This is a genomic window from Segatella paludivivens DSM 17968 = JCM 13650, assembly GCF_000373185.1.
GTDB lineage: Bacteria > Bacteroidota > Bacteroidia > Bacteroidales > Bacteroidaceae > Prevotella > Prevotella paludivivens.
This window is the reverse complement of sequence record NZ_KB890649.1, coordinates 80574-93978: the sequence shown is the minus strand read 5'-3', so window position 1 is coordinate 93978 and position 13405 is coordinate 80574. Positions and strand designations below refer to the sequence as shown.

The window sequence follows — 13405 nt, the reverse complement described above, 5'->3', positions numbered from 1 at the left end:
TAGTTTAGAAATTCAGGAATAAACCTACCATATAGTTTGTGGCATTATAACCACCTAGCTGGTATTTAGCCTGATCGGTATGTGTCCACATACAAGGATTTTCCACATTCACCTGAACACGGGCATTCTGCATAGACAACCTTCTACATACGGAAGCTGGTATGTGATAAGAAAGAGATATATTGCTAAGCTTCAGATAGTCAGCATCCAATATGTTCTGTGAAGAATAGTAATACACGTTGTAAAGTTCTGAAGCCGAATAACCGCTTTCAGCAAATACAGCCCTTGGGACATTCGTGTAAGCCTCATCACCGGCTTTCTGCCAGCGACCTGCAAGCGCTGAAGAAGCACTGGCTATATTGGTTATATATCCCAGACGGGAATAAGAACATGTAAGGAATGCCGGATTGACATTACGCATTATATTTCCGCCGGCATAAGTAAACAGAATGTTGAAATCAAAGTTCTTATATGAAATCTCAGCACCAAAAGAACCATTATATTTTGGAACAGTAGTTCCCATATATTGAAGAGATTCTAGATTAGTTGGTTGATGACTTGTTATTTCTCCTTTTTCATCATACACTTGTGGAAGTCCCTGAGAACTTAGTCCAGCCCATTTATATCCGAATATAGCATTGTATTCATATCCTATAGTAGGATAAGATGACGCATAGTCTAGAGCAAGATAATACACAGGTGCCTTCACATTCACGTAGGTTACCTTATTCTTGTTATAGCCAAAAGTGGTATTGGCAGAAATACGCCAGTCCTGACTATGCAGGATTAAACCTTTAAGAGATGCCTCAAAGCCACGGTTGTTCATTTCGCCGTTGTTTATAGTATATGTGCTGTAGCCAAATCCTTCCGTTGGCACACCCATAGTGCTGGCAAGCAAGTCTGTACCCTTCTTATTGTAATATTCCAAAGTACCATTGAGTCTATTGCCAAGCAACGCAAAGTCCACACCCACATTAAAGGTGTTAGTCTTTTCCCAAGAAAGTTTTGGATTCGGGCGTGAAGATACAGATCCATATTTTCCACCCACATTATTATTAGTATAGTAAGATGCCACCAAATATGGAGCTGAATTTTTAGACACATTACCACCAATACCATCACTGACACGCAGCTTCAGATAATTCACCCAAGGAGCGTCAAACCATTTTTCCTTGCTGATAATCCAACCGCCACCAAGGCTCCATGTGGGTTTGTTTTGAAACTTACTGCTAGTACCCCAGAGATTAGAACGGTCCCATCGTAGACTTCCGGTTACTGTATAGCGGTCATCATAAGTATACGAAGCATTACCATATATTGATACAAAACGGTTGATATTCTCATAAGAGGCGTTCAGATCTGTAGCCTGTAGATAACTGTAGTTTCCCAGAATTCCTGTAAATCCGGAAACAAGGGAAGTTTCATCTACAAGTCCTGAACTTAGCATATCCGTGTCATAGTTGAACAATTGGTTGCGATGCATATCAATCTTGGTATCACGAGTCTCTGTACCCAAGATGGCAACAACGTTATGCACATTTCCAAAAGTCTTATTGAAGTCCAACTGCTGACGAAAGTTGAGAGCTCTCACATACTGATCTCTGCGGTTAAAAATATTTCCATAAGGAATAGCATAAACAGCAGAGCCATTTTTGTCGTAAGCAAAATTATCAACCTCGTTTCTGGTGGTAAGACTCTGCTTGTCACCTATTTGCTCATATTTATACGACGAACGCTCATATTGGAATGAAGCTGAATATTTCAGCCAAGAGGTTAATTCTATATTCAATCTTGTATAAGCTCTGACGTTAAAACCCTTTGTTACAGCAGTATTGCGATTGAGTTCATCCAGAGGAGTAATGTCAAGATTATACAGTCCATACTTGTTTATCAAATTAACAGTCTCTGTACTCAGGTAACTATTCTGAGTCTTTGTATAATTGCTGCCGTCAGAATTTACCAAATCATCATAAGGAAATATACTATAACCCGGACTCATGACATTATATCCCTGCGCATTATCCTGAGAAAATTTCATATAAGCCCCCATATCAAGAGAAAGCCACTTTGTAAACTGAGTGGTATTGGCTAGGTTCAGCCCAAGCCACTGGCTACCACTATACCTATCCTCATTCGCATCGTGACGGTAGGTGACATCAGCCTTGAACATATTCTTGCCTGTATTGCTGACAATTCCAAGGTTATACTGCTGATACAAAGGATCACGCTTAGCATATTTTGCCATCTGATCATAATAGTTATACCCTTTTGAAGAAAGATTGTTCAGCGTCTGTTCCATATCGGTTTGGGATGTATTGCCAGCATAATAATTAAGAATACTGGTAATACCTGCGCTTGGATAAACCTTATAATCAAGAAGATTCTGCGCATAACTTGCGGCATTATTTCCTGAAAGATTAGTATTTTGTGATGCCCATTCCTTCTCCAAGTCCACAACAAGTTTAGAATCAGCTATATTGCCGGTATAGACTTTATAAGGATGCCAAGTCAATGTGGTACTAAAAGAAACATCCGTCTTATTAGTTATACTGGTTCTATGCTTAGTTGTAATAACAATGACACCATTGGCAGCACGCGCTCCGTATATACTTGCGGCAGCAGCGTCCTTTAGAACTGTGATACTCTCTATATCATCAACATTGACATCAGGCAGTCCTTCTTCCAAAGAACCATACACCCCCATTTTGGTATTCTCTACGGGAAAACCATCAATGACATACAGCGGTGTTTTCGTGGCATTCATAGTTGTCACGCCACGTATAAGTCCATCGTTGTATCCCGCCACTTCTCCTTCGAGTAAACTAGATATTGTATTCATTCGTTTACTCTGAAGATCCTCAGCCGTAACCTTAGAAAAAGAACCGGTAGAACGCTCTTTTGAAAGAGTCTGGTAACCAGTTACCACAACTTCATCAATAGTTGTATGGTCTGCGGTCATCACAAAATTAACATTTTCATTGCGTCCCACCTTCACCCTAGACGTACGCATTCCGACATAACTAACCTGTACGTCGTTACAGTTTTCAGGAATCAGGAGTTCATACCTTCCATCTGTTCCCGTAATAGTACCATAAGGTGAGCCAGGAACATTAACAGAAGCTCCGATAAGCGTTTCACCGCTTTCATCTGTTATCACACCAGATATTGGTCTGAGTCTGTTTACTCCTGTTTCTTTTTTATCCTGTTTTTTTGTCGCCTTGTACGCGATACTGATAAATTTCCCCTTGACAGAATATGTAAAAGGCTTGCCACTCAAAATTTTAGCAACTGCTTCCTCTGCTGTTGCGTTGCTAATGTTGGCATCAACAGTATAGCCCTTGACGTCGTCTACAACATATAAAATTTTCCATCCTGATTGTTTCTGCACTATCTTCAGTGCACTTGCCATCGATTCACCGCGTAATGAAAGCGTAATAGCATTTTTGGGCTGTTGCTCTTCTGCATGTAAAATCGGTGTGGCAAAACATAATGTGACTGTAACAAGCCACAACAAAAGTCTCTTCTTTTTTACCATAAATTAAAGTCTATTTTGTGTGAACATTAATAGATACGTTGATAAATGAGAAATGGTGGCAACAAAAGAAGAAAAAAATATCAAAATGCTTCGTTTTTCATCATTTTAGTTTCACTCTATCACTATTTTTTCATTATCTAGTGTCACTTTCACTTTTCCAAGACTATTAAGCAGTTCAACAGTTTCTTGAATGCTACCCTTACGTTCAGCCGCAAAATTAAGCCTTATATCTTTAAGTGTAGAATCCTTAAACACCACTTTTCTATTATACCATCTGCCAAGAGCATACATAATGTCTTCCAATCGCTTGTTATCATAATAAAACACGCCGTCGCTCCAAGCTGTAGTTTCATCAGTATTTACCTTCTTTATATCTGCCTTACCAGCCATATTCATTCTATACTGCTGACCGGGAATTATATTCGTGACTTTGCCTGAAGACATATTTTTCACTTCCACCTTACCCTCAACAAGAGCCACCGATGCTTCCATACCTGGATATGCCTTCACGTCAAAAACAGTTCCTAGCACACGTGTCCTAATTTGATCCGTCTCAACAATAAAAGGATGATGCTTGTTTTTGCTTACTTTAAAAAGAGCCTCTCCTGATAGTTTTACTATTCTGTCTGTTCCCGTAAAACCATGAGGGTATTCTATAGAACTGTTATCATTAAGAATGATTTCAGTTCCATCTGCCAGATTTATTGTCATCGTCTCACCACTTCCAGTTTCCACTTTAGATATTTTATCCGCAGATTCACCTATACTAGAAAAATAATTATAACCTAAGACCAATGCTATCATGGCGGCAGCCCCAACAACAGCACTTATAATATATCCCTTAAAATTATGGTGTTCAGAAGTTTCATTTTCATCCTCCTCATTTATGATTTTCGCCAATTCACCATTTACATCAGGAACAGGCATAGTGGCTTCCAACATACTACGCTGTGCTGCTGCAAGTAACTGGAGACTTTTCTGCGTTTCCTCATCATTCTCCAACATAGAAACTTCCTCTTCTGATAATTCCACCTTTTCTGTTGTGGATTTCATTACCTTCATGGCAATATCCTCACTAGTAATATCTTTCATAATTTATCAGTTGTCTATGTATTAATACGTTTCAGGCTCAAAATCGGTGGCAATATCATCTGGGCTTTTACCGGCATACTTATCACGCAACATCTTAAGAGCCTTCATGATATGCCGTTTTACGGTGTCATGATGAATTCCCAACTGCTTTGCCACATCATCATATTTCAAATGTTCAACATAACATTTATACAGTATAGTACGAGTGGGTTCAGGCAGCAACTTCATCATGGCTTCTATCTGTAACTGCTGATTATAATGTACAGAATCCTGTACATAAGCTTCATCCACAGATCGGATATAGTATTTGGCATATTTTGAAGCAACAACATTACTGCGCAAGAAGTCTATACACTTACGGCGAACTGCCACCATAAGCAGACTTGACATATTTTCCTGCTGCCAATCAGCCCAATGCTCCCATACGCGAGCAAACACTTCACTCACGATATCCTTGCTTGCTTCGGGTTGTCTAGTTATCTGTAAAGAATAATAATACAGATGTTTATACTCCTTAGTAAACAAATGTCTGAAATCATCACGTTGTTTAGCCGAATACATTAAAAATCTTATTTCAAATTATTCCTAAATGTGCAAAAATACGAATTATTCAGAGAACTGGCAAATAAAGGCTAAAGTTTATTTGCTACTGTTAAACAGATCTATTTTCCAATCATTGACGATCTTTAATTTATCATCTAATTTAATTTCATATCAAAGTCATTAGTAAAGCAACAGATTTTTTTCAGTTGTTTTGTCTTTTTTGATAACTATGATAGATGATGATGCAGACAATATTGTTAATTTCTGCTTTGCGGAAGATGAGGGATTCAAACCCCCGATACCCCGAAAAGGGTATACCGGATTTCGAGTCCAGCGCATTCGGTCACTCTGCCAATCTTCCAATAAATGTCATGCAAAAGTAATAAAAAAAACGGAAACAGACTATCAAGAATAATTGAAGTTATCGTATTTAACAGATATTACACATACACTATTCAAAAGAAAGTTTCTTTAATCTGCTTTTCAACAACTCTGCCTCGCTTTTACGAATTCGTAATGTTATACTACACGTGTTATCAAACTTCTGGTCAATAATTTTGGGTTGAAGTTCCTTAACTATTCGCATCACATCGTTCATCATCGGATAAGTGAAATCATACTTTATTGTTTCCTCAACTTGACGTATTTCTATATTAGCATTGGATATAGCTTCAGCTGCAGCAGCACGATAAGCAACAATTAATCCACCTGTACCAAGATTCACTCCTCCATAATATCTCACTACAACGATAAGGATATCAGTAAGTTCAGCACTATTTATCTGACCTAATATGGGTTTTCCTGCTGTAGAACTTGGTTCACCATCATCATTTGCTCTAAATTCTTCCCTATCAGGTCCAAGCATGTAAGCATAACAACAATGCCGTGCATCATAGTATTTCCTACGATACACAGCAATTATTTCCTTTACTTCATCAACCGATTCTATGTGATGAGCGAAAGCGAGAAACTTACTTCTCTTTTCAGTGTAACATCCCTCGCCTATTATTGTATTATCTATAGTTTTATATTGATCTTCTGTCATTTATTGTAATTTATGAATAACTAAGCCGCTACGCAACTTTGGTTCAAACCAAGTAGCCTTGGGGGGCATAATCTTACCACTGTCGGCAATATCCATGATCTGTTGCATGCTGACTGGATATAAAGCTAAGGCCATACGCATTTCTCCATTATCAACGCGACGTTTCAATTCTTTCAGACCACGCAATCCTCCAACAAAATCAATTCTTTTATCAGAACGTAAATCCTTTATTCCTAGTATATCATCAAGAATTAATCTGCTAGAAATATCTACATCTAAAACCCCAATTGGATCCTTGTCATCATAGGTATCATTATTTGCGATCAAACTATACCATTTACCGTCAAGATACAGCGAGAACTCATGTAACTGCTTTGGCTTATATTCTTCGTCTCCAATCAAAGTAACTTTGAAACTCTTTTTTAAAGCCTCGATAAATTGCTCTGAAGTCAAACCGTTCAAGTCTTTCACTACCCTATTATAATCAAGAATTGTCAATTGACTAGACTGAAAGCATACAGCCATAAAATAATTATATTCCTCTTTACCTGTATGGTTAATATTCTGCTTTGCCTTCTCAGCACCAACAAGTGCCGCAGCTGCCGAACGATGATGTCCGTCTGCTATATAAAGACTCTGCATCTTGCCAAACTCTTCTGTGATAACAGTGATATCAGCATCATCAGACACAACCCAGAACTGATGCCTAAAGCCATCAATAGGAGCTATAAAATCATATTCGGGTTCTGTAACAGCATACTTATTTATGAGTGCATCCAGAACTTTATTATCTGGATAAGCAAAGAATACAGGTTCGACATTAGCATTGCAAACACGCACATGCTTCATTCTATCTTCTTCCTTGTCACGACGAGTAAGTTCATGCTTCTTTATCACTCCGTTAAGATAGTCATTAACATATGCACCTACAACCAACCCATACTGAGTTTTGTCATTCATTGTCTGTGCATAAATGTAATAATGGTCATTATCATCTTGTAGCAGCCATCCATTCTTTTGAAACTTGTCGAAATTTTCAGCAGCACTCTCATATACTCTAGCGTCATATTCACTTGTGCCAGGAGCAAAATTGATTTCGGGTTTTATAATATGATACAGACTTTTTTCATTTGTGCCAGCTTCATCACGAGCCTCTTCTGAATCAAGAACATCATAAGGGCGACTCTCTATCTGCTCAACAAGATTTCTTGGAGGGCGTACTCCCCTGAAAGGTTTAATAATTGCCATGGTAACGGATCAAAATTAGTGTATGAAAAATAATGTATGAATAAAAAAAATCCTACCCATGTCATGATTACAATTAAAGAGACATGGGTAGGATATATAAGTAAATATTACTTGTTTACCTTAAACTTTGTACAACCATCCTTAAAGAAAGCATTAATCTGCTTTGCGGCAGCGATACCAGCATTTACATTTGCCTCTGCTGTCTGCGCACCCATCTTCTTAGGTGTTGAAAAATAACGACCTTCAAACTTCTTAAAATCCTCATCTGCATCAGGCTTGATGTCTGTAATGTATTTCAAGTCCTCACGCTCAGCAAGCAATTTTATAAGTTCAGGCTCATTGATTACTTCTTTACGTGCAGTATTGATTAAGATACCACCCTTAGGCATTTGATTTACAGTTGCGTAATTAATGCTCTTTATAGTCTCTGGAGTAGCAGGAATGTGAAGAGAAACGATGTCACAAGTCTGAAACAATTCGTTTTGACTCTTTACAGCGTGTACACCAGCAGCTTCAATAACGTCTGCAGGACAGAAAGCATCAAAAGCATAAACATCCATACCAAAGCCTTTTGCCACACGTGCAACATTACGACCTACATTACCAAATGCCAATATACCGATTTTCTTATCCTTGAGTTCAGAACCAGCTTTGCCATTATAAAAGTTACGAACTGTATAAACCAACAATCCGAATACCAATTCAGCTACAGCGTTTGAATTCTGTCCAGGAGTATTCTCAGCAACAACATTATTAGCTGTTGCGGCAGCAAGATCAATATTATCATATCCTGCACCTGCACGAACAACTATCTTCAAGCTCTTTGCAGCCTCAAGCACTTCTGCATCAACTTTGTCAGAACGGATAATCATTGCGTCTGCATCTTTAACAGCATCAAGCAACTGAGCCTTATCTGTATATTTTTCAAGCAAAGCAAGTTCATTACCTGCTGCTTCAACTTCTTTTTTTATACCTTCAACAGCTGCAGCTGCGAAAGGTTTTTCTGTTGCAACTAAAACTTTCATAGTCTTGTATTATTAAATGAATATAGGGCGAATCAAAATTCGCCCTATTACTCTGATTATTATTATTAATATTTTGCTTCAAAATCCTTCATGGCTTGAACAAGGGCGTTCACACCTTCCATTGTCATTGCATTATAGCAACTTGCACGGAAACCACCAACAGAACGGTGACCCTTAACACCAACCATACCACGCTCTGTAGCAAATTCTAAGAACGGCTTTTCAAGTTCAGCATATTCATCATTCATTACGAAGCAAATATTCATCAATGAACGAGAATCATTCTCAACAGTACCCTTGAATAACTTATTGCGGTCAATCTCTGTGTACATTGTCTCTGCACGCTCTTGAGCACGCTTATCAGCAGCCTCAAGACCACCATTCTTCTTCAACCATCTCAAGTTTTCCATCATAGAATAGATTGGAACAACAGGAGGAGTGTTAAACATAGAGCCCTTATCTACATGAGTGCGATAATCCATCATTGTAGGCAATTCTCTTGGAGCTTTTCCAAGTTCATCATCCTTAACGATAATAACAGTAACACCAGCCATAGAAATATTCTTCTGAGCACCAGCATAGATAGCTTTATATTTGCTAACATCAATAGGGCGACTCATAATATCAGAACTCATATCAGCGATAAGAGGAACATTTACATCTAAATCCTTGCGAATTTCTGTTCCGTAAATTGTATTATTTGTACATATGTGCAAGTAATCAACATCTGCAGGTACTTTAGATTCAAAGCCTTTTGGATAGAAAGTATAATTAGCATCAGCCGATGAAGCGACCTCTATAACCTCTCCAAAATGTTTAGCCTCTTTAATAGCCTTCTTTGCCCATACACCGGAATTAACATAAGCTGCTTTCTTAATCAAGAAGTTTGCCGGTATCTGCATGAACTGCAAGGACGCACCACCACCAAGAAAAATTACAGAATAGCCTTCTGGAATATCTAATAGTTCCTTAAACAAGGCTACACTCTCGTCAACAACGGGTTGGAAATCCTTAGCACGATGGCTAATCTCCATTAATGAAAGACCGCTGCCATTGAAATCCAAAATTTGCTTAGCTGTGTTCTCAATTACCTCACGTGGAAGAATTGATGGACCTGCATTAAAGTTGTACTTCTTCATCTGAATGTATTTTTTAAAGATTTATCAATTACGTGATAATTTTTAGTTTTTACGCATGCGAAATTACACTTTTATTTTTAGTTGGACAAATTATTTAGCAATAATTTAGCGATTGCGTCTTATTTCTTTCAATTTGTAACATACTTCTATATTTTTCTTCAGCAAAAGCGAATATTAATACACTAATACGTGAATTTTTTATCTCACTTCCTCTACAATAGTTTTTACTCCTTTAATTTTCTCTCCGCTCGTCTGCTTCAATACAGTCTGAAGTTTTTGCCTTGCAACGGCAGCATAAGCGAATCTATCCTGAACATCAATCTTGCCTATCTCATCTTTTTTAAGTCCCGCATTCTTGCATAAAAATCCAACAATATCACCTTTACTTATCTTGTCTTTTTTGCCTTTTCCTATATATATTGTAGACATCTTAGGCAATGCAGGCTTTGGCAATTCTTCTGGTATTTCGTAATTATCAACTTCTGCATCTACATACTCAGGCACATGCTCTTGTGAATTTAATATAAAGAAACTACGTCCCATTTTATCCCAACGCGCTGTTCTTCCTACACGATGAATGTATCCGTCTTCACTTTCTGGTATGTGATAGTGTACGATATTGTCAATATCAGGAATATCAAGTCCACGGCTAGCGAGATCAGTACTTACGAACACATTCGCACTTCCGTTAGAGAATTTATAAAGTGCGTCTTCACGCTGTTTCTGTTCCATTCCTCCATGAAAGAAGCTTATGCTGAATCCTGCATCACTAAGGAATTCGGCTGTACGCTCAACAGAATCTCGGAAATTGAGGAATACGATACTGCTCTGGTTTCCAAATGTCAACAACAATTGTCGCAATGTCTCCAGCTTATCCTTCTCTGGGCTTTCCACTTTGTATATGTGCACACGATCAGGAACCTGCTCAGAATCAGGAAGGAAGTTGAGTGTAGTAAACTTGTTATTAATGATTTTCTGGTCTTTCAGTTCCTCAGCTGGTGTTGCCGAAAGAAGAATACTTCTTACATCACTAGGCAATTTGGAAATTAAAGACTGCATCTCGTCGTGGAAACCCATTTCAAGACACTTGTCAAATTCATCAAGTACAAGATATTTAATATTGTCTGATAATATATTCAACTTATCAAGATGATCATTTAGTCTTCCTGGTGTTGCAAAGACGATCTGTGGTTTCACCTCACGCAACTTTCTATGCTCATCCATCGTAGGGCGACCGCCATAGCAAGCCATTCCACGAAGTCCACTTCCCATGTCTTTAAGTACATTAGCAGACTGCAAAGCAAGTTCACGTCCAGGAACAACAACAACTGCCTGCACTTCGTCACTACTTGCATCTACAAGTTGAGAAAGTGGAAGAAGGTATGAAAGAGTCTTTCCTGAACCCGTAGGTGAAAGAAGTACTATATCATCTTTGCCATTAAGCAAGGCATCTACTGTAGCCTGCTGCATGACGTTCAACTCAATATTGAGTTTATTTATAATCTTATCTATATTCATAATAATTTATCTATTTCATCAAACTGCTTACCCATATTCAGATTTAAGTATATGGTATATAATGGTAAAGCCCATTTGCTTTTCTGTTCTGGTGCAAGTGCTCTATATCTCTCAAGATACGGCATTGCATTGCGATAGCAGTCTAATATTTTATTTCGTTTTTTCTGACTCATCTGTAAGTTCTTGTCTAATTCCACGGCTTGATTAAACCATGAAAGACCAGCATTCAGATATGCATCAGCAAGAGTGTCATTCTTAGCAATAAGACTTTTAGATATATCAAGACACTCAGAATACTTACCTTGTAACAAAAGAACATTACTCTTGGCATATCTGAATAACACACTGGTGCTATCTGACTTCAAAGCTGTATCGCATATTTTCAAAGCCTCATCATATTGATTCTGCTGCACATAATTATCAATAAGTCGAGGAAAGAAGAATGAGAATGTAGGGTATTTTTCAAAACCATCCCATAATGTCTTAATGTATCTTACAGTATCGTTCTCAAGTTTATATGTCTCTGCAAGATATTGCAGCATCAAATTCGCATGCGCTGTATCTTTCAGTGCCAGATAAGTATGTCTAAGGGTTGCTTGAGGATTTTTCTGCTTATATCCACAATACACAGCCCAATATGCTGCCTGAGGAAGATTCTTATCATGGGAAGCATATTTGTATTTCGCAAACATCGGATTGACAGAGCAAGCAATATAAGTATTAAAGAAATCATAAGCTCGCAAGTAGTCCTGTTTCTTTATAAAATATATACCTCCATAATAGAGGTTTGATCTATATTGATTAAGAAGTTCCGCACTATGATCACGATATTTTAACTTAATTCGTCCCTTTGCATCAGGTTTCATATCTAAAGAATCCAATCCTTCCAACGTAGTGAATATCCTTTTTGTAAGATTAAACAGAGACGCCGTATCATATTTCTGCTTCAGATATAGTTTCTCGTTACCCTGCTCGTACTGTTTCTGCTGAGCCTCAAAAAGGGTCATCCATATTTTTTCATTATCCCTATTTGTTGAGTCTTTCAGCAAATCAGTCATAAGCTTTTCTGCATTATCAAGACTACTTCCGCTCTTTATAAAATCGCGAGCCTGCGATATGGCCTTTTTCTGCCCCATTACACACTGTGGCAGAAAAAATATCAACATGTATAAAATATACTTTCTCATTATCTTATAACCTTATTAATATATTCAAGCATTTGCTTCCACTCCACTACATCCTGTTTAGGATCTAGTATCGAAGTTTCAACAAGCCATTTCTTTGCGTTTTGTAATAACTCTCTATATTTAATATCATCAGTTTTTCTAAACCGAAGTTTGCTGCCTTGTAAACTGTCCTTCAACAGTTTGGCATCATCAAAATAACATTTACCTATGTTATATACTGCCGGCACATAAGTACTATCAATGTCCCACGCATGTTTAAAACTATCGATAGCCTTACTCCAATGCTTATTTTTCTGTTCAGCTCCGCCTTTCAACATCCATGCCAGTCTATTTTCAGGATGCTTTTCTGTTTCACTTACTGCAAACTGCAACACTTCACATTCATGTCCATGTACAGAAAAATAATCAGCAAGCATTTTAAAATATGCTGTATTCTCAGGCATCTTATCATAAAGATCAATCAACTCTGATACATACTTCAACGAATCTGCTTTCGTCACAAGTTGCTTGCTAATGCAGTTAATCTTTATTTCAGCTGCATCGTGTGCAAAATTTGCATCCTTTAAAGCCAAGTCTGCGTAACGTTTGGCATTATCATAATCCTCTTTTCCAAAAGAAAGCAGACTCACATAATATGCGACAAGTCCAACATTCTGGTTTTCCTTTTGGAACAGAGGTCCATCGGTGCAATCAAGATACAACTTAAAGATTTCCATGGCATCGTCGTTTTTCCTGCGACTATATTCATACATTCCAGCATCGATCAGTGGAGATAGAAACTTTGACAATCGTTTTGAATTGTCATGTCTATAATGTAATTTTATTTTGCCTTTTGAATCAGCTTTTGAATCGAAGTAATCACATAACACAGCCGTTTTCATGAGTTTAACCACACTTTCATAATATGATAATGTGTCATCACTTATCGACGGCATATCATTAAGCATATTGTCTATTTCTGTGTTTAGTCGTTTTGCAGTATTCTGCATATCCTGCCCAAAGCACGTCATAAACGATGACATACAAAATGATATTGTTATTATAAGAAAACTGTGTTTCATAAAGATAAATAG

The 13405-nt window shown here is 37.8% G+C and carries 10 protein-coding genes and 1 tRNA gene; all 11 read right to left on the bottom strand.

Going from position 1 to position 13405, the window contains the following annotated elements:
- Window positions 1-4 precede the first annotated feature (4 nt).
- The 11 genes from B045_RS0108690 to B045_RS0108640 all read right to left on the bottom strand — a co-directional run bounded on the left by B045_RS0108690 (window position 5) and on the right by B045_RS0108640 (window position 13342).
- Window positions 5-3535, bottom strand: coding sequence for a SusC/RagA family TonB-linked outer membrane protein (locus B045_RS0108690; RefSeq protein WP_018463882.1), 3531 nt, complete (start codon window positions 3533-3535; stop codon window positions 5-7).
- A 111-nt stretch (window positions 3536-3646) separates the two neighbouring features.
- Window positions 3647-4627 carry a FecR family protein gene (locus B045_RS0108685; RefSeq protein ID WP_018463881.1) on the bottom strand — a complete coding sequence of 327 codons (981 nt, stop codon included), beginning with the start codon at window positions 4625-4627 and terminating at the stop codon, window positions 3647-3649.
- A 21-nt stretch (window positions 4628-4648) separates the two neighbouring features.
- Window positions 4649-5188: an RNA polymerase sigma factor gene (locus B045_RS14470; protein ID WP_018463880.1), complete on the bottom strand. Its 540-nt coding sequence runs from the start codon at window positions 5186-5188 to the stop codon at window positions 4649-4651.
- 254 nt (window positions 5189-5442) lie between these two features.
- Window positions 5443-5531: transfer RNA gene (locus tag B045_RS0108675), tRNA-Ser, on the bottom strand.
- 90 nt (window positions 5532-5621) lie between these two features.
- Window positions 5622-6215, bottom strand: a complete 594-nt coding sequence (locus B045_RS0108670; RefSeq protein WP_018463879.1) for an IMPACT family protein — start codon at window positions 6213-6215, stop codon at window positions 5622-5624.
- Window positions 6216-7463: a DUF1015 domain-containing protein gene (locus B045_RS0108665; RefSeq protein ID WP_018463878.1), complete on the bottom strand. Its 1248-nt coding sequence runs from the start codon at window positions 7461-7463 to the stop codon at window positions 6216-6218. It abuts the gene before it with no gap.
- 107 nt (window positions 7464-7570) lie between these two features.
- The gene (locus B045_RS0108660; RefSeq protein ID WP_018463877.1) at window positions 7571-8488 is read right to left on the bottom strand and encodes an NAD(P)-dependent oxidoreductase; all 918 of its coding nucleotides are present in this window, start codon (window positions 8486-8488) and stop codon (window positions 7571-7573) included.
- A gap of 65 nt (window positions 8489-8553) precedes the next feature.
- Window positions 8554-9627 carry a 3-phosphoserine/phosphohydroxythreonine transaminase gene (serC, locus tag B045_RS0108655; protein WP_018463876.1) on the bottom strand — a complete coding sequence of 358 codons (1074 nt, stop codon included), beginning with the start codon at window positions 9625-9627 and terminating at the stop codon, window positions 8554-8556.
- Between the two features lie 198 nt (window positions 9628-9825).
- Window positions 9826-11145, bottom strand: a complete 1320-nt coding sequence (locus tag B045_RS0108650) for a DEAD/DEAH box helicase (RefSeq protein WP_018463875.1) — start codon at window positions 11143-11145, stop codon at window positions 9826-9828.
- Window positions 11142-12332 (bottom strand): CDC27 family protein, encoded by a 1191-nt coding sequence (locus tag B045_RS0108645; protein WP_025883396.1) that lies wholly within the window; start codon window positions 12330-12332, stop codon window positions 11142-11144. The genes B045_RS0108650 and B045_RS0108645 overlap by 4 nt, the downstream gene beginning before the upstream one ends.
- A complete protein-coding gene (locus B045_RS0108640; protein WP_018463873.1) occupies window positions 12332-13342 on the bottom strand; it encodes a tetratricopeptide repeat protein in 1011 nt (336 codons plus the stop codon). The genes B045_RS0108645 and B045_RS0108640 overlap by 1 nt, the downstream gene beginning before the upstream one ends.
- Window positions 13343-13405 lie beyond the last annotated feature (63 nt).